At 42.1% G+C, this 16,745-nt stretch carries 14 protein-coding genes and 2 pseudogenes; 12 read left to right on the top strand and 4 right to left on the bottom strand.

Annotated features, from left to right (window positions below; translation table 11 throughout):
• Positions 1-113 precede the first annotated feature (113 nt).
• On the top strand, positions 114-1,196 hold the full coding sequence (locus tag FO446_RS21145) for a glycoside hydrolase family 15 protein (RefSeq protein ID WP_221868081.1): 1,083 nt from the start codon (positions 114-116) through the stop codon (positions 1,194-1,196).
• A 463-nt stretch (positions 1,197-1,659) separates the two neighbouring features.
• Here FO446_RS21145 and FO446_RS21140 read toward each other — a convergent pair whose 3' ends face one another.
• Complete coding sequence (locus FO446_RS21140) at positions 1,660-2,562, bottom strand: DMT family transporter (protein ID WP_237898981.1); 903 nt, start codon at positions 2,560-2,562, stop codon at positions 1,660-1,662.
• Positions 2,563-2,699: 137 nt separating this feature from the next.
• Between FO446_RS21140 and FO446_RS21135 the strand changes: the two genes are divergently transcribed.
• Entirely contained in the window at positions 2,700-4,154 is a 1,455-nt protein-coding gene (locus FO446_RS21135; protein WP_221868178.1) for an aminotransferase-like domain-containing protein, read from the top strand.
• Positions 4,155-4,183: 29 nt separating this feature from the next.
• Positions 4,184-4,522, top strand: a pseudogene (locus FO446_RS21130) (GNAT family N-acetyltransferase); the annotation flags it as partial.
• A 108-nt stretch (positions 4,523-4,630) separates the two neighbouring features.
• Here the strand turns inward: FO446_RS21130 and FO446_RS21125 are convergent.
• Positions 4,631-5,028: pseudogene (locus FO446_RS21125) on the bottom strand (LysR family transcriptional regulator substrate-binding protein); the annotation flags it as partial.
• Between FO446_RS21125 and FO446_RS21120 the strand changes: the two are divergent.
• Complete coding sequence (locus FO446_RS21120) at positions 4,964-5,521, top strand: glycoside hydrolase family 15 protein (RefSeq protein WP_370646719.1); 558 nt, start codon at positions 4,964-4,966, stop codon at positions 5,519-5,521. The pseudogene FO446_RS21125 and the gene FO446_RS21120 overlap by 65 nt on opposite strands.
• Positions 5,522-5,600: 79 nt before the next feature.
• Here the strand turns inward: FO446_RS21120 and FO446_RS21115 are convergent, their stop codons facing one another.
• On the bottom strand, positions 5,601-6,881 hold the full coding sequence (locus FO446_RS21115; protein ID WP_232774827.1) for an MFS transporter: 1,281 nt from the start codon (positions 6,879-6,881) through the stop codon (positions 5,601-5,603).
• Positions 6,882-7,113: 232 nt separating this feature from the next.
• Here FO446_RS21115 and FO446_RS21110 point away from each other — a divergent pair, with 232 nt between their 5' ends.
• From FO446_RS21110 to FO446_RS21095, 4 genes are all read left to right on the top strand, one after another.
• Positions 7,114-7,686, top strand: coding sequence for a PadR family transcriptional regulator (locus FO446_RS21110; RefSeq protein WP_048034144.1), 573 nt, complete (start codon positions 7,114-7,116; stop codon positions 7,684-7,686).
• Entirely contained in the window at positions 7,670-8,650 is a 981-nt protein-coding gene (locus FO446_RS21105) for a BtrH N-terminal domain-containing protein (protein WP_229088118.1), read from the top strand. Before FO446_RS21110 ends, FO446_RS21105 begins: the two co-directional genes overlap by 17 nt.
• A gap of 237 nt (positions 8,651-8,887) precedes the next feature.
• Entirely contained in the window at positions 8,888-9,574 is a 687-nt protein-coding gene (locus tag FO446_RS21100; protein ID WP_221868084.1) for a hypothetical protein, read from the top strand.
• Entirely contained in the window at positions 9,571-11,343 is a 1,773-nt protein-coding gene (locus FO446_RS21095; RefSeq protein WP_221868085.1) for an ORC-CDC6 family AAA ATPase, read from the top strand. The genes FO446_RS21100 and FO446_RS21095 overlap by 4 nt, the downstream gene beginning before the upstream one ends.
• A gap of 483 nt (positions 11,344-11,826) precedes the next feature.
• Here the strand turns inward: FO446_RS21095 and FO446_RS21090 are convergent, their stop codons facing one another.
• Complete coding sequence (locus FO446_RS21090) at positions 11,827-12,312, bottom strand: recombinase family protein (RefSeq protein ID WP_221868086.1); 486 nt, start codon at positions 12,310-12,312, stop codon at positions 11,827-11,829.
• A gap of 531 nt (positions 12,313-12,843) precedes the next feature.
• On the opposite strand from FO446_RS21090, the gene FO446_RS21085 reads away from it, so the two are divergent.
• The 4 genes from FO446_RS21085 (at position 12,844) to FO446_RS21070 (ending at position 16,729) form a co-directional block, all read left to right on the top strand.
• Entirely contained in the window at positions 12,844-14,028 is a 1,185-nt protein-coding gene (locus FO446_RS21085) for a Shedu immune nuclease family protein (protein WP_237898979.1), read from the top strand.
• Between the two features lie 65 nt (positions 14,029-14,093).
• Positions 14,094-15,134: a HEPN domain-containing protein gene (locus FO446_RS21080; protein ID WP_221868088.1), complete on the top strand. Its 1,041-nt coding sequence runs from the start codon at positions 14,094-14,096 to the stop codon at positions 15,132-15,134.
• Between the two features lie 253 nt (positions 15,135-15,387).
• Positions 15,388-15,771 carry a hypothetical protein gene (locus FO446_RS21075; RefSeq protein ID WP_173610873.1) on the top strand — a complete coding sequence of 128 codons (384 nt, stop codon included), beginning with the start codon at positions 15,388-15,390 and terminating at the stop codon, positions 15,769-15,771.
• A 178-nt stretch (positions 15,772-15,949) separates the two neighbouring features.
• Positions 15,950-16,729: a GNAT family N-acetyltransferase gene (locus FO446_RS21070; protein ID WP_237898978.1), complete on the top strand. Its 780-nt coding sequence runs from the start codon at positions 15,950-15,952 to the stop codon at positions 16,727-16,729.
• Positions 16,730-16,745 lie beyond the last annotated feature (16 nt).

The following is a 16,745-nucleotide window of genomic DNA, read 5'->3' as shown; positions in this document are numbered from 1 at the left end:
AGATTGGGTTTTCGTTTGGATGTCGGTTGCATATGCTATAAAAGCATAGCCGGAAGACGAGCAGCGACTGTTTTTGTTACGAAGTCGGCTTGTCCGAATAAGGGGGGATAATCATGACCCTGATCGAGGAAAGTGTAAAGTTGATCCTACAGCATCAAGCGAGTACCGGGGCGTATCTCGCTTCACCCGCATTTGTCCACTATCAGTATGCGTGGCTCCGCGATGGAACATTTACAGCATACGCGATGAACCGTACTGGGAACCATGGGAGTGCCCGCAAGTTTTACCAGTGGTGCGATTCTGTGATCCGAAAGCATGAGACAAAAGCAAGAGCAGCCATTACGGCAGTAAAAAAAGGATTAGACAAAAATGAGGCGGGGAACGACCGCTTTTTGCATACACGCTATACTGCGGACGGAGAAGAAGTGATAGGTGAATGGGGCAGCTTTCAGCTCGATGGCTACGGGACATGGCTGTGGGGGCTGGCTGAGCATGTGCGGATGAGTGGGGAGTATGACTTGATTCACGAGCTGAAGCCATCTATTGAACTGACGATTGACTATGTAGTGGCGTGCTGGCAGCTCCCTAACTTTGATTGCTGGGAAGAGGGAGGAGACCGTATCCACCCGGTGACGCTAGGGGCTATTTATGCCGGGATTAAGGCGATGGAGCCTTATTTGCCCGACCGAGCTTTCGAACTCGCTCAAGAAGGAGAGACTATTCGCCAATTCATACGGGAGCATGGCACAGCCAACGGACGACTAATAAAATCCGTTGGGGATCATTCTGTGGATGCTAGTCTGCTCTGGCTGGCACTGCCGTATGGGATCGTCGACGTGGCTGATCCGCTTATGATCCGAACCGTGCAGGCTATAGAAGAGGAGCTGCGCGCAGGATACGGCGTACATCGCTATCCGACCGATACGTATTACGGCGGGGGGCAGTGGCTGTTGTTATCTGCGTGGCTGGGCTGGTATTACGTGAAAACGGGCAGGCGTGAAGAAGCCGAAAAGATAGCGGCGTGGATGGTGTCCCAACGGCAAGTGAGCGGACTGCCTGAGCAAGTGCAGGAGCATTTGCTTTCTCCGACTCATTATGATATGTGGGTGGAGAGGGCAGGACATCCCGCTGTGCCGCTCCTTTGGTCGCATGCGATGTTTCTCGTGCTGGCGGCAGAGCTCGGCATTCCGTACTAGCCAGGAAGAGGGTCTTCCTGGTTTTTCTTATTGCTGACATCTATTGACACCATTTGTTGCTATGCTCAGCTCAGGACTCTGTTGGAATACTCGCAAGCAGCTTGGCTATCACAGACAGGGTTTCTTTTGCAAATGGCTTGTCCGAAGGAGGGGAGAGCTTCATAGGACAAAATCAGAGCAACCGCTTCCTCTGTCGTGAGGGCAAGGGGCGCTTGCAAGGGAGCACCTGCCTCGCTGAGCATAGAGACAGTCTGTGATTTGCACTTTGAGGATGCCTGCGCACAAATGAGATGCCCGGTTCTGTTTCTCCCGGAGGAGACTGAGTCAAAGCTCGATGTAAAGCTCTCTCTGATCCAAATGGTTACGAGGCATCCGCAAAGCAAAACGGTAGTCATTCCAAGCTCCAAGCATATTGATTCCGATCGATACGCCTATAGCGACAAGCATGGAAATACTGGCGTTTCTAAAAGGGTTGGTGTTTGAATGTGCTTCTGGATAACCGAGGCTTCATCGTTGCGAGCAGGACACCGACAAGCGTCACAACGCCACCAGCCATCGTCACAAGCGTAGGACCTTCACCCAGCCACACCCAAGCAATCAGAAAAGCGAGCACTGGCGTCATGTAAAGGGAGGTAGTAGCCTCCGAGGTGCCAACGACAGAAGTCACATAGGCGAGGGACAAATAAGCAACAACGCTTGGGAAAATGCCCAAATACACAACACTGAGTGTCACATCCCAAGGCGCTTGAGCTATCGCTGTGCCAAGTCCGGGCAGAAAGAAGAGCATGCAGAAGGTACCTGCCCATAAGGTGTAGGCCGTAAACGCGAGAACGCCGTATTTTTCTACGAATGGCTTCTGAAACGCAAAGTAAATGCTTTCGCTACTGGCTGCCAATAAAATCAAGAATATTCCGTCTGTTATTTGGAGGGTCTCTCCTGTGCCAATCGTACAGATGGCGACTCCTAGAAAACTGATCAGTGCACCGAACCAGCCTCTCACACCGAAATGCTCCTGGAAGAATAGGAGAGCGAGGAGAGCGGAAAAGATCGGCGTCGTCGTGACCAAAAGGCTGGCTACACCTGCACTTACGCTCATCTCCCCGTAGTTGAGCGCTGTATGGTAAACGGCGAAACCCAAGCCCCCAAGCAGAAGGATAGCTGGGACATCCTTTAACTCCGGCAGACGGATGCGGAAAAACAGTGCGAGTATCCCGAGAAAAAGAGAACCAATCAGAAAGCGAAGCAGCGAGAGATGCTCCGGCGAGTATGCTTGCAGCCCAACGCGAATACCGGCAAAGGCCGAGGCCCATAACAAAATGCTGATGGCATGTGCAGCGAAAATACGACTTCTGACAGGATGAAACAAGATAACTTCCCTCCTTCGAATGAAAAAACCAACCTGCTATTCTCTGCTTCTTCTTTCTTTTCCATGGTAAACAAGAAGTGGTAAAATATCTGCAACCACTCGGCTATCAAAAAAACCAACCACTTTTACCTATGAAGATGAGGAAGAGGAAGGGATCGATCAGGTTGCACAGAGAGAAACGGTTGCCGAAATATCGGAAAATTATTGATTTTATCAAAGGAAAAATATCTACAGGAGAATGGCCGATTGGCAGCAAAATCCCCAGCCAACGCGACTTGGCACAAGCGTTCGAAGTCAATCGAAGCACGGTCATTGCGGCATTGGAGGAGTTGACAGCAGACGGGTTGATCGAGGGCAAGCTGGGAATGGGCACTGTCGTTGTCAATAATACCTGGACGCTGTTGGCTACGACACCACCGCCGGATTGGAGTGAGTACGTCAGATCTGGATTGCACAAGCCAAGCATGACGTCGGTGCAAGAAATCAATAAGCGTGAATTCCAGTCAGACCTGATTCAGCTGAGCAAAGGAGAGCTCTCCCCAGACATGTTTCCAGTCGATACGATGAAGCAAGTCATGGAGCGGGTAACGAGGAACCTTAGCGGATTTGGATATGAAGAGCCGAGAGGGTACCTTCCCCTGCGCCAAGCGGTCAGTGAATATGTCGGACGACAAGGAATTACAGCTTCGCCTTCTTCTGTCTTAATCGTGTCTGGTGCATTGCAGGCGCTCCAGCTCATTTCGGTTGGGTTATTGCATCGAGGTTCAACTGTGTTTTTGGAACAGCCTTCGTATCTCAATTCCTTGCATGTGTTCCAGTCGGCGGGGATGGAGCTTGCCGGATTGCCGATGGATCGTCAGGGGATGATTGCACAGGCGATCTATGCGAGGCGAAAAGAGGAGCATGGGGCGATTCTGTACACCAATCCTTGCTTTCATAATCCAACAGGCATCCTGATGACAGAAAAACGCCGGTTGGAGCTGCTGCGGGTATGTGAAGAAGAGCGTCTGCCGATTATCGAGGATGACATTTACCGCGAGCTGTGGACGAAAGAGCCTCCACCGCTGCCGCTCAAGGCTAGAGATAAACACGGACATGTCCTGTACATCGGGAGCCTGTCAAAGACATTGACCCCCGGCTTGCGGATTGGTTGGGTAGTGGGGCCAGAGCCAGTTATCGAACGCCTGGCCGATATCAAGATGCAGACGGATTACGGAGTCAGCTCACTATCACAACGTGTGGCGGAGGAGTGGCTGGCAAGTGGCTTGTATGAGAGGCATATGCACAAGGTCAGAGAGCAGCTCATTACAAGACGAGCGGCTGCCATCCGGGCACTTACGAAGCACATGAGTGAGCTCGCGACGTGGGAAGTACCTGACGGAGGATATTTCATCTGGCTGAAAATGAATGGAAAGCTCTCGACGATGGAGCTCTTTACAGCAGCCAAACGCCAGGGCATTCTGCTGAATCCGGGCAACATTTACGGGGAGACGAAAGAAGGGTATGTGCGGCTCTCGTATGGGTACGCTTCGATCGCCGATTTTGAATCTGGCATTGAGAGGCTTGGTCAAATCGTCCGCGATCATAGATAAAAGCAGAGGAAAGGTGGAGGCGGTAAACAATGGAGTATATAGAAATCACGAAAAAGAATATAGAAGCGGAGCACATATGCTGTGCATTAGGTGCAAAACAATACGAACATTCAGTAGCTGAGAAGAAGAAGTGGCTGACAGAGCGAATGGATGAAGGTTTGGTTTTTTATCGCTTGGATGAGCGAGCAAAAGTGTTTATTGAGTACTTGCCTGCGGAAATGGCATGGGTTCCAATTGAAGCGCCCAATTATATGTATATTAACTGTTTGTGGGTCTCTGGCAGATATAAAGAGAACGGGCATGCGAAACAATTGTTGCATCATTGCAAGGAAGATGCCATCAAACGTGGTATGGACGGAATCGTTCACCATTTCCATGCCACTAATTGAAAATACGACTCTGCTTGGTCTGCCAGCTCAAACCCCATATGCTAAAAAAAAACGCCTCTCACTCAAATAAGGGTACTTGTTCTTCCCTACGATGGTGACGCCGATATACTCCTGCACCATGGTCAAAATCGTATACACCTCACGCACTTCAAACGTAACTGTTGGGGTGATGTGATTCTCTTGCAGCATTTTTCGGATGCAGCCAACCTTTGGCATGATAAAACAACGCTCTGCAATTTCGGAAAAACGAAGAGTCTGACTATCTTTCAGCGGATGGGTATCTGGCAAAATGACCATCATTTCGTCTTGCAAGAGCGGCAACGTTTGCATTTCCTTATCAGGCATAACGGTAAAAGCAATGTCGACAACCGAGCTGTGCAGCCAGTTGCTAATTTCATCACTGTCGCCTTCCAAAGCAGGATGTCCACGGCCGGAAACCGCTTGCGAAAGCTGCCCAAAAGTCCGGGCAAAAAGCGGGAGGCGACTCAGCAAGGAGAGACCATTCGCCAATTCATATGCGAGCATGGTACAGCCAACGGGCGATTGATAAAATCCGTTGGGGATCATTCTGTGGATGCTAGTCTGCTCTGGCTGGCACTGCCGTATGGGATCGTCGACGTGGCTGATCCGCTTATGATCCGAACCGTGCAGGCTATAGAAGAGGAGCTGCGCGCAGGATACGGCGTACATCGCTATCCGACCGATACGTATTACGGCGGGGGGCAGTGGCTGTTGTTATTTGCGTGGCTGGGCTGGTATTACGTGAAAACGGGCAGGCGTGAAGAAGCCGAAAAGATAGCGGCGTGGATGGTGTCCCAGCGGCAAGCGAGCGGACTGCCTGAGCAAGTGCAGGAGCATTTGCTTTCTCCGACTCATTATGAGATGTGGGTGGAGAGGGCAGGGCATCCCGCTGTGCCGCTCCTTTGGTCGCATGCGATGTTTCTCGTGTTGGCGGCAGAGCTCGGCATTCGGTACTAGCCAGGAAGATGGTCTTCCTGGTTTTTCTTATTGCTGACAACGATTGATACCATTAGTTTCATACTTCTTAAGGCACTCCTTAGCTCTTTATAGACACATCTTTTTCCAATGTTACTTCATGAAATGATTTCATACGTAGTTGTAAAAATGGGGTGAACAATAATGTAAAAGCCGAAGCTAACAATCCAATGCCACCCGCAAATAAAGCGAACCGTAAACCCATTGTGCCCCCTATCATCCCTCCAATTAACGAACCAAGCGGTAAAGACCCCCACGAGATAAATCGAAACGTAGCATTCACGCGACCTTGCAGGGCATCGGGTACAATTACTTGACGTAAACTGATGGTACTAATGCTAAACATGGAGACACCCATTCCGAAAAGAAGCTGTCCCGTCATCATAATCAACGCCATACTTAATTCTGATCCTACTGCTAATGGAGCAAGCAAACCGCCACTGGCTGCGATCGTAGCGGAACCCACAATTGTTGGACCTACTCCAAAACGGTGTACAGCCCTTTGGGCAAGCAGAGAGCCAAATAGGTACCCTAGTCCTAGCGTTCCATAAATGATGCCAAGAATGCTCGCACTGATTTTGAGTTCTTGCGATGCATAAAGAACATAAACACTAAAAATAACATTCCAGGAAAGGTTAAAGATTGTTGAGCAGCGCACCACTCCCCACAGCAACGGTTTTGTGTAAACCGTATGCAGCCCTTCTTTCATTTCCAGCCACATGTTTTTTTGTTTGTTGGCATCTGTCACGACTGTCTCCAACTTGCGAATCCGGGCTATGTACACAGCGGATACAAAAAAGGATACCGACGTGAACAATATTGCAAAAGGAGCGGTTATTAACTGTTCCAGTCCACCTGATAAACCCGGCCCAGCAATTTGCGCGGTAGATTTACTTGTCTCTAGCTTGCTGTTCCCATCAACAAGCTGCTCCTTGCTCACAATGGAAGGCAAAAAGGATGTATAAGCAACATCAAAAAAGACAGTACAGATCCCCACTATGAAGGCAACCAAATATAGTACCGTCATATTCAGGAATCCAGTTAGGGCTGTCAGCGGCACAATGAGCAGTAATGCACCCCTGAAAAAGTTAGCGGCGACAAGAATTGGTCGCCGGGGAAATCTGTCTATCCATACACCAGCGAGCAAACCGAAAATGATAAATGGCGCATACTCGGCAAAACCAAGAAACCCCATTTGCATGGGACTGGCCCCTAAATAGAGAGCTGCCACTAATGGCATTCCTAATAATGCAACCTGAGTCCCAAACTGTGATGCAGTTTGCCCAATCCAGAGCCTGCGAAAATCTGCGTTAGTTAACAATCCTTCCACCTTGTTACCCATGTTCGTTCCCCCATTTTTCGTTACAACTAATTGCCATTTTTAGTATAGGGGAATGTACGTTTCAAGATCTTGCGCTTTCATTATCAACCTCAAGACCCATACATTCGGAAGTTCGTCAGTTCCTGATTTGAACATTCTCAAGCTGTAGTTTTTTAGCTGATTCGGTTATTGAATTTTTATTACACCTACGTTATATTTCACATATGAAATATTAAAGGTAAGGAGTCTCTCTATGCATACATTATCGAATGTCGAATTCATGCTCCTGCAAATGATCGCGGAACATCGTCAAGCTTCCGGATACGATATTATGAAGTTAGTCGAACAGCGAGGTTATAAAGAATGGGCGAATATCGGTACAACCTCGATATATACAGGATTGAAGAAACTTAGCGATAAAGGATGGATCTCACCCGAGACATCCGACGAGAAGTCCGGCAAGGGGCCAGCGCCGACCCGGTTTGCCCTCACCGAAGTGGGTATACGTAAGCTGAGAAATGAAATTCTTGACAGTCTGTCGTCTACACGGGAACGTGACAACCGCTTCGATCTCGGTTTGGCCGCTTTGCCCCATATCGGGAAGGAAGAGGCCGTCATTGCTTTACGGAAACGACTGGATTTTCTTGAACAAGCCTCGATAAAAATAAGACAGAAGTACGAATCACAAGGCGGAGCTAGCTTGCCGCTGAACGTAAGGGCGTTGTTCTTGCATCCATTCAGCTTAATCGAGAGCGAGCAAGCGTTCGTTAGACGTTTCATACATGAATTATTGGAGGAGGCAAGTAGCCATGGTCAAATTTATTGAAGGTTTCATCCCTTATCAAGGCGAACATTGCGAAACAACCGCCATGGGCAATTTAATGCAATATGCGGGAGTCCACCTGTCTGAGCCGATGTTGTTCGGACTCGGGCAAGGGCTTGGATTCATATACTGGGATTCGAAGGGAATGGACTTCCCCTTCATCGGAGGAAGGATAAAACCGGATAAACTGACCGCTTATCTCGCCGAACGACTCGGCTTGAACGTCAGATATCAAGAAACCTCGTCCGTTAATAAGGCGTGGCAGAACGTCCGAAGCAGCATTGAACACGGGATTCCGGTTGGGCTTAAATTAGATGCCTATTACTTGGATTATTTTACGAACAAAGTGCACTTCGCCGGTCACTATGCGGTACTTTACGGTATAGATGACGAATACGCCTACTTGGCGGACACCAGACAACAGGGTGGACTAGTGAAGACGAGTTTGACAAGCTTGGCCGCTGCCAGAAATGCAAAGGGACCCATGAGCTCCCGGAATCGTTCCTTTACGATCGAGCCAAACGACGCATTGCTTCCGCTTGTTTCTGCTATGCGCGAATCCTTGACCATGAATGCGCATGACTATCTGAACCCGCCCATTCAGAATATTGGCAATAGAGGCGTTGTTAAAATGAGCAATGAAATCTTGAAATGGCCTTCTCGCAGCAACAATTTCGAACATGATTTATGTCTTACCGCGACGCTAATGGAGCGGGCGGGAACTGGCGGCGCTTTATTTCGGAATCTGTATAGGGATTATTTGAGAGAATGTGCTGATCGGCTGGAGGACCCGAGGATCGAACAAGCCCACTCTATGTTTACAGAGATCGCTCCAATGTGGGTTAGCGTGTCTGCTTCAATCGACCATGCAGGAAGAACAGGTGAGCACCAAGAGCTCGTGCACGCGTCTAAGCTGTTGCTCGAGATTGCGGATAAAGAACGCGCAGCCATGGAGCTATTGTTGTGATAGCCTTATTTCATACCAGTAGAAAATGCCCGTCCGACCCGTTACGGTGAGCCTTATCATAAATAACGGCTACAGTTTTTTTTAGATAGTTATTGCAGATTTTCAAGTCATGGGGAACCTTACAATAAGTGATGATAATAGGGGAGCAGTATTTAGAGTTTTATGTAATATAAGAGTTGTCCAATTATTTCTGGTAATATAAAATATTGCTATAGATGGTTGAAGAAGGGAATACATATGTCTTATACAAAAGCAACATTTATTAGCGGTTTTATCGAACCTGTAGTAAGTATACAAAAACAGACCATTAATGATAATGATTTTAATAAGATTCTCTCTAGTCTAAATGCATTAATGACTATTCATGAAAATATTACCAAAGGTAATGAACAAGTTGCCGAACTATGGAATGAAATAATTTCCGATACAATTTCTTCAGTACACTCGGCATCAAGCGGATTTTATCGATTAGCGATACTAGCATTAAGAAGTGTTCTAGAGCTTGCATGTAGCGCACTATACTTTTTTGACCATGAGATTGAGTATAGGCTTTTCCAACAACATGATTTAAAAGCAGACAAATATGTTTCTACGTTAGTTAATGAACATTTGTTTTTTACAACAAAATATATAAAAACCTTCTACGAAACAATAGACTCTGAAGAAACTAGTGAGAACTCAGTTAGTACTTTCTTAAAAAAGATTTATGCAGAACTAAGCGATGTTGTACATGGTCGCTATAAAACTTTAACGAAAGTAAATGGCTTGGAGATAAAGTACAATAAGCAACTGTTCAAATTTTATGAGGAAAAATTCTTAAGGACTCTAAGTATTGTAACAGTAATGTATATTCTTAGATTTAATGATAAAAAGGACAAAGAAATTATAGAACTAGCTAACTTTTCTGGAGTGATTAGGCTATGACCACGGTATTAAACTCTCTTGGGGACTATATTGTTGATAGAACTGAGAGTTTAGATGACAGTTTAATTCAGGAATATTTTATTGAACGAAGTGATGATAAGATTAAACGATTACTTGATACTGAACAGTACCTATTGGAAGGTAGTCGTGGTAGTGGTAAAACCATGCTTATGAAATCGGTGGAATTGCTTGCAAAGAACACCTTCGGTCAAAATAGTGTTCTTGCAGTTTGGGTAAGCTTTGAAGAATCGATAAGAATTGAGAGAATTAAGGTAGTCAATACATCCTTAGACCCCTTCTTACAATGGACTATGGGGAAGATTCTTTACGAGGTTTTAGAGCATATAATTAAATTAAAACCTGCAAGTATTGAACGTCTAGAAGATCGTCTAACTAAAATATTTGGAAGTAATAATAAAAATAACTATAGCTATTATGCAAAGATTTTATCGGATTATATTCAAGTATTAGAGAAAGGGGATATAGAAGATAATAGTTCGCTAGGTAAAAACGTACCTTCTATTGAATTAGTAAATATACTTGAGAATCCGACTAGTTTTAAGAACTTTCTTGTTGATCTAATAAAAGACTTTCATCTTGAGAGAATAGTACTACTATTTGATGAAGCAGCACACGTGTTTTCTTTCAGCCAACAGGAAAAGTTCTTTACATTGTTTAAAGCACTTAGGCATCCAAAGATAGCTTGTAAAGCTGCTGTATATCCAGGTATAACAAATTATGGGAAGTATTTTGAAAAAGGCCAAGATGCTAAAGAGCTAAGGTTGGATTGGGCGGCGACAAATTTAGAAGATCTAAATTATATCAAGGATATTCTTAAGGTAAGAATTCAAAAATTTGACCTAGATTATTGGAATAAGCTAACAGTAAATAAAGCCGTAATAGACATAATTTGCGCTTGTAGTAACGGTAATCCAAGATTTTCCTTCCATATTATTGATGAATTGCAAAATTCAAGAGCTTTTAGTAAAGCTATCAGTATTCCAAAGGTTATTGCCGCATTAAGAACGGTTTTTGATAGTAAATGGAAAGAATTTAGTACTCTAAAGCAAAGACTTGTAAAATATAGAAATTATATTGAAGCTGCGGAAGACCTTATGAAGGAAGTAATTATTCCAAACTTAAGGGAATGGAATAATAAACAGAGGAAAAACAGTAAGAAGTTATCTGCAGGTTTTTATGTATCAACTACTTTATATGACCAAGTACCACAATTGTTTGATATACTTGCCTATTCTAATATCATAATGATTGATTATAGTAAAAAAAGCTTGGGGAAAAATCAACATGGATATTATATGGCATTAAATCCAAGTTTACTCTTTACCGATCTTATTCTTAGGGATATTTCCGAAATGAACAATGTCTCTACTAATAAAGATACAAATCAAGCTTACTATCCGACATCGCCGGGTTTTAAAGAGTTAATAGAAAATCTAAAAGATGGTAATGAGTATCAATGTTCAAATTCAAAATGTGATTATAAAACTGCTGATGAAACCTTTGCTTTTTGTCCTAGATGTGGTCATAAGATTCAAGTATCAGAAGGTGAATCACTCTATAAAATTCTTAGAAGCCATAGTATAGATAATTTAAGGCTTTCTCCTAAAATAATTGAGAGATTAAAATTTAAATTTGTTAATATAGGTGAAGTTTATGATGCTGAATTAGATGACTTAAGAATGAAATATATTCAAGATGTTAGGATAGAAATGATAAAAAACGCAGCAATTGAATATATGGCGGGTTGAAGTTTATCAATATTTCAAACAATATTTAAGCAAAAATATATTTGGTGGGGGTGTAAAGAATTTTGTGTAAACTGGATCAACCGTTATATAAAAAGGTTTGATCCCTTAGTCGGAATAACTTTCTCAGAGCTAATTGGGTCAAGGGGTAAGGCGAAGCATCTGTTACTTGCTTCGCCTTGTTATTTTCTTGCTATCCCACGAGTAAAGTGTTTATTGGAATATCAAACTTCAACCCAACTTTATCTATTTTCCTATCCCCTTTCACAATAATCTCCTTTATCATTGCATGTACAAATGCTTCCTTTTGACATGATTAGCCCGTTTAAACACATTCCGAAACTCCCGTAGCATGTTTTTCAATACCTCAAACGGTATCGGAGCGGCATCACCAGCATGCAACTTGCTCTCAATTCCGCTTTCTGTACCTTCAACCGTTGTTCCAATTCCCTTAGTTCTTGCAAACTTTCTTTCAATATTTCAACTTCAAGCATATCGTTTTCGTACAGCATCATATGCTTTGCCATTTTGCGTATCTTCTAATTCCTTGTCCAGATGCTTCAATTCCTGCTCTAGTGGTTCTTTGCCCACTTCTTGACGTTGTCCAAGTTCCCTTACCACATCTTCTGTAATCTGTGGTTGGCTTCCAATGGCAACCATCCCATGCCCAACCATAGGGCAGCGCATAACTCCAGTAAAGGGGAAGGAACCATGAAATACTGATGCTCGCTTTTCTGATTTTGTCTTGTGCATGGCTTGTACAGTGTTCCAAAGTTCCTCAGAAATAATGGGATCATGATCACCAGACACCTCGATATAGTCAGCATTGATGCCTTTTCGTTTCTTGGTTGACCAGTTCTCATGTTTATTGAAACAGATTCTGCCCATATAAAGCTGGTTATTCAAAATGTCTTTAACTGCCACTACACTAAATGGCTTACCCCATTTGTTTTGAAAGGTATTCTTGCTCACTTACTTCTTTTTCCTCCACACCAATTGGAAACATGGAGGTAAGTGGCATGAGACAAAAAATAAACCAAGTGTTAAACCGATTGGCTAAAGTGGTAGTTACGACGTGCTTCTGGACAGATGTTTTGGCTAAAGTGATTATTGGTTTAACCATTGGAATAGTTCTACATCTTAATTAGATAGGGGAGGAAGGAAGAGGGCAAAAAACCTCTTCCTTTTTTTCATCGTTGCCGTTGATCAAAAACTCGGTGAGCCTTATCATAAGTGACGTCAAAAGATATTGAGATATAAGAATATTTCTGTGTGAGTGCTATAAGGAATAGTAGAGCTGCTGACCTTTGCATTCAGAGATTTTTAGATTGCCCACCATTTTCCATTTGGTGTTATCATGAAATATAGGTAAGTGCTTTCGAGACGGTACTTACGCTTTAGACCATTCGTCCCTTGCTCACCAAGTGGAGTTTTGAAGAAGACTAGATCATGCAGACGTCGTGAATGACCTAAATGTTATTTGATATTTGAAAAGGAGAACGTATGATATATTTTAAAAAAATTGAAGAGCAATTAGTTCTATGCTACTCACCGATGGGGGGAATATCATGGATAGAAGATGCCTTTGAGAATAATAAAAAAATTACAATTGGGAAAACATTCACTTTTTTTAAAGAAGATGTATACGTTCCTCAAGATGAAGAAGATTATATTTCATATGACGAAATACAGTTTCGTTTCGCAAAAATTGAAGGTGATTATTTCAAAATTAATAAAAATGCTCTCGGGATAAATCAAGAATTATATATTCATAAAGATATAAAATTTAGAGTTGCAATGTTTAAAACATGGAATAACATTTCAATTTTTCGGCAAGTTGCAAATGTAATAAAGAATGACTTGTATATTGGACCTAATCAACTAGATTTGAAAATTGAAATTTTCGAGCAACTACTGAGTGTATTTCCCAACTCAACTGAACTAAGAAAATACTCTTTGTCAAGAATAGACAACGTTTTAAGAGAGTACATAGGTATAAAAAAAGATTTTACTGAAGACTATAATTCATATGTTTCGAATAAAGCCGTTGATATGATGAAATCTACTTTACGATCTACCTTTTTTGAATATGAAACTGTAAAGTACACCAAGATCTTGAAAAGGCTAGAGTATATGCTTGAGAATGAACTTGGTTTTTCAGAAAAAGATTGGCAAAGTGAAATAATTGATATCTTACTGCTGATATATCCGAAATATATATCAGTAATAGATGAGGTACAGTTCCAAGATGAATATACTGGAAAATCAAGAAGACTTGACTATATGTTGATTGATTCAAACGGTAATATTGATATTGTTGAAATAAAGAAACCAAGTCAAAATAGCATTATTTCACAAAATAAATATAGAGATAACCATATACCACTTAAAGAACTATCTGGAACTATAATGCAGATAGAAAAATATTTGTTTTACTTAAATAAATGGGGGAAAAGAGGCGAATCTGTCCTTACCGAACGATACAAGAAAAGTCTCCCTGAGAATTTACAAATTACAATAACAAACCCTAATGCAATATTAATACTTGGAAGAGAAAACGATCTGGATAATGAACAACGTCATGACTTAGAAATAATAAAAAGAAAGTACAAGAACGTTGTAGATATCGTTACTTATGATGAACTAGTAAGAAGATTGAAAAGAATCATTGAAAGTTTTACACTCTGATTGAATTAAATGTCACTTAACAGCCTATACAGGACTTTGAGCTATCGTAAGGAGGTAGGCTTTCTATGACTTTCATCAAAAAACTAGTAAAAGTAAGGTTTCCAATGTTTGATAGGGAATTCGCTAATCATAATTTTATCACGGAGGCTTTTACTAGAGTTTGGGGAGAGGTCCCGAATACCTTATCAGAGGTAAAAATTAATACTCTTGATGGTAGAATTGAAATTTACTTTAATTGGGGAGACCATACGTCAAAAATAATTGAAAATACTATCAATAATGATTATTTTTCTACTAGGCTTATTGATGAAAAATTTGTAAAAAAAGTGATTGAGGAGAAATATATAGATTTGGAATGCAACATCAAATTATTAAGAAACGATAATTATCAAACTAATCTTACAGACGCAGAAAGGAGAGTCATTGACTACCATATAGAAAACTTGATATTTCAATTTTTTCTTGCAATGAATATAGCAACCCCAGGCTCTTTTAATCCCTTTAGTAGGGAGTTACAGGTTAATTCTAATTTTGAAATTTATGAGTATTCCTCTTCTTGTATTGAAAGCGCTTGGATTGAAAGTACTGACAATGGTTGGCCAACGATAAGTTCAATTGAAATAAGTAGGGTGTGGAATTGGATACAAACATTAAATTTTGGCTATAGGCAAATTGCACAAAATAGAACAGAAAGGGCTTTATTTTCGATTTTACATCTTTGCAAAGAGGATAAAGTAAGTCCAACTCAATTAATCTGGATTTCATTTGCTTTAGAGGCTTTATATGATACTCCAAAAGCACAAATAAATAAAACGTTAATAGAGAGAATTTCTTTAGTTTTAGGTATTTCGGATGATATTAAACGTAAATATAAGAAGAAAATTAACGAATTTTATGATCTGAGAAGTCGTTTTGTTCATGGAGAATTAGATATTGCAACTCCCTTAGCTAATGAAATTTTGGATGATAAGTGTAGTGAGTATCAGGCAATTATAATAGAATATTGTGATTTTGGATTATCAATTATATTAGCTACCTTACAAAAAATGATACAAAATGAATGGAAAACACTTTGTTTTATAGAAAATTACTATGGTGATAGATGATATTTGTAAAAATTTTAACTAAAAATCGAAGTGAAGTTCAGAATAGAAGATAGAGAGAAAGTAAGATAAAATAATCGCTGATAAACCGGTTAAGGTGAACCGTATCACCAGTTAAAGCTGTTATTTAACTAACGGACGATAGCTCAATAACACAGCGGTAGTCTAAGACTTCGGGATGGATCCTTCCGAAAAACCTATATGCTTTAATGATCGCGTATAATAGCTCGATTTCAAAAAAGGAGGAATCCGAAAGTTGAAGTTCTATCGCTATGTGTTAAGTATCCCACCTTTGGATTGGGAGTGTTGCTTTCTTAGCATTGAGGAGTATAAGCAGAGCTTTGCGAATAAGTATCATCAGAATATAGAGTATTACAGGCAAGTTATCGGGGATTGTCAACAGCATCTCGCTGATGTCGACAACCTTGCTGTTGTGACTTATAAAGATCTGTGTGCAAGCGTTCATTCTGCTGAGCTGCGCTGTCCAGCCATGATTTTCTCCATACCGAGTGGCGATCATAGAGGTTCAGCTTTATTTTGTATCATGTACAAGCTTGAAAACGACGGGGATACGTTTATCTACTCTCCTGTTCCACTTGTTCATCTGGAGCAAGATCGAGCAGGTGAAATAGAGCTTTAAATTCGCACGCAATTGCCTTCGATGGCTACTGGTACTACAAATGCTTCTGCTTTCTTTTCCATATCAGTAAGGAAGTGGTAAAATATACACAACTATTCGGCTACTAAAAGAACAACCATTTTTATCCAGAATCGCCGATTTTATTCTAAAAGCAGAGGAAAGGTGGAGGCGATAAAAAATGGGGTATATAGAAATCTCGAAAAAGAACATAGAAACGGAGCACATATGCTGTGCATTAGGTGCAAAACAATACGAGAGTGCAGTAGCTGAGAAGAAGAAGTGGCTGACAGAGCGAATGGATGAAGGTTTGGTTTTTTATCGCTTGGATGAGCGAGCAAAAGTATTTATTGAGTACTTGCCTGCGGAAATGGCATGGGTGCCGATTGAAGCACCCAATTATATGTATATCAACTGTTTGTGGGTGTCCGGCAGATATAAAGAGAACGGGTATGCGAAGCAATTGTTGCATCATTGCAAGGAAGATGCCGTCAAACGTGGCATGGACGGAATCGTTCATATCGTAGGGAAGAACAAGTACCCATATTTGAGCGAGAGACGCTTTTTTGAACATATGGGGTTTGAGCTGGCAGACCAAGCAGAACCTTATTTTCAATTAGTGACATGGAAATGGAATGGACAAGCAGCTATGCCGTCCTTTAAGAAAACAGGAACAACTTCTTTAAAGTACAAAGGCGTCACCATTTATTACACAGCGCAATGTCCATTTGCTGGTGGTGTTTTGGAAGAGCTGAGTAAAGTAGCGGAAGCGAAAAGTGTTCCCTTTCATACTTACAAGCTGACAACGAGGGAAGCAGCACAGAACGCGCCTGCCATATGGACGACCTTTGGCTTGTTTTATGATGGCGAATTTATTACCCATGAAATTATGAGTGCCAATAAATTTGAAAAATGGCTAACAGAGCTTCTCGCACACCAAGAGCCCCGCCCATCCCAATAGGCGAGGGCTTTGTTCG

It is taken from the genome of Brevibacillus brevis (genome assembly GCF_022026395.1).
GTDB lineage: Bacteria > Bacillota > Bacilli > Brevibacillales > Brevibacillaceae > Brevibacillus.
This window is presented reverse-complemented; position numbering and strand designations above follow the sequence as displayed.

What these genes read in the sequence shown, in the direction of transcription:
- FO446_RS21145 (WP_221868081.1), top strand. Translation starts at nt 114, where the DNA reads ATGACCCTGATCGAGGAAAGTGTAAAGTTGATCCTACAGCATCAAGCG.
- FO446_RS21135 (WP_221868178.1), top strand. Translation starts at nt 2,700, where the DNA reads ATGAGGAAGAGGAAGGGATCGATCAGGTTGCACAGAGAGAAACGGTTG.
- FO446_RS21120 (WP_370646719.1), top strand. Translation starts at nt 4,964, where the DNA reads ATGTCCACGGCCGGAAACCGCTTGCGAAAGCTGCCCAAAAGTCCGGGC.
- FO446_RS21115 (WP_232774827.1), bottom strand. Translation starts at nt 6,881, where the DNA reads ATGGGTAACAAGGTGGAAGGATTGTTAACTAACGCAGATTTTCGCAGG.
- FO446_RS21110 (WP_048034144.1), top strand. Translation starts at nt 7,114, where the DNA reads ATGCATACATTATCGAATGTCGAATTCATGCTCCTGCAAATGATCGCG.
- FO446_RS21105 (WP_229088118.1), top strand. Translation starts at nt 7,670, where the DNA reads ATGGTCAAATTTATTGAAGGTTTCATCCCTTATCAAGGCGAACATTGC.
- FO446_RS21100 (WP_221868084.1), top strand. Translation starts at nt 8,888, where the DNA reads ATGTCTTATACAAAAGCAACATTTATTAGCGGTTTTATCGAACCTGTA.
- FO446_RS21095 (WP_221868085.1), top strand. Translation starts at nt 9,571, where the DNA reads ATGACCACGGTATTAAACTCTCTTGGGGACTATATTGTTGATAGAACT.
- FO446_RS21085 (WP_237898979.1), top strand. Translation starts at nt 12,844, where the DNA reads ATGATATATTTTAAAAAAATTGAAGAGCAATTAGTTCTATGCTACTCA.
- FO446_RS21080 (WP_221868088.1), top strand. Translation starts at nt 14,094, where the DNA reads ATGACTTTCATCAAAAAACTAGTAAAAGTAAGGTTTCCAATGTTTGAT.
- FO446_RS21070 (WP_237898978.1), top strand. Translation starts at nt 15,950, where the DNA reads ATGGGGTATATAGAAATCTCGAAAAAGAACATAGAAACGGAGCACATA.